We start from the raw sequence: 509 nt of genomic DNA, 5'->3' as shown, positions 1-509 counted from the left end.
TGAAGCGGCTGTAGCTCAGCTGGTAGAGCATCACGTTGCCAACGTGAATGTCACGAGTTCGAGTCTCGTTAGCCGCTCCAACTTTAACTTTATAAAAGTTAAGCTCCAAAGGATTACACCTCAATTCGCGTTGATAAAATGGCGGGTTGGCAGAATGGCTATGCAGCGGATTGCAAATCCGTGGACCTCGGTTCGACTCCGGGACCCGCCTCCATTGTGCCCGGGTGGTGGAATTGGTAGACACAAGGGATTTAAAATCCCTCGCCGAAAAGCGTGCCGGTTCAAGTCCGGCTCCGGGTACCATTTCATCAACGAAAGTTGAGTGTAAAAAAAAGTAAAAAAAAGTGTATTTTATACTTGGCAAATAAAATTATATACGCTAGAATGCGCGCTCATTTTTAAGGAAATGAATGCGAAACAAAATGAAGCGGCTGTAGCTCAGCTGGTAGAGCATCACGTTGCCAACGTGAATGTCACGAGTTCGAGTCTCGTTAGCCGCTCCAAATTTT

At 46.4% G+C, this 509-nt stretch carries 4 tRNA genes; all 4 read left to right on the top strand.

From position 1 onward, the window contains the following. The first annotated feature begins 4 nt into the window (after nt 1–4). The 4 genes from Q4496_RS17965 to Q4496_RS17950 all read left to right on the top strand — a co-directional run bounded on the left by Q4496_RS17965 (nt 5) and on the right by Q4496_RS17950 (nt 503). A tRNA-Gly gene (locus Q4496_RS17965) sits at nt 5–80 on the top strand. Between the two features lie 60 nt (nt 81–140). Then, nucleotides 141–214: transfer RNA gene (locus Q4496_RS17960), tRNA-Cys, on the top strand. Between the two features lie 4 nt (nt 215–218). Further along, nucleotides 219–303: transfer RNA gene (locus tag Q4496_RS17955), tRNA-Leu, on the top strand. Between the two features lie 124 nt (nt 304–427). Next, nucleotides 428–503, top strand: a tRNA-Gly gene (locus Q4496_RS17950). Nucleotides 504–509: the final 6 nt, after the last annotated feature.

Origin of the sequence: Colwellia sp. 5_MG-2023, from assembly GCF_030547795.1 — a bacterium.
Lineage (GTDB): Bacteria > Pseudomonadota > Gammaproteobacteria > Enterobacterales > Alteromonadaceae > Colwellia.
This window is presented reverse-complemented; position numbering and strand designations above follow the sequence as displayed.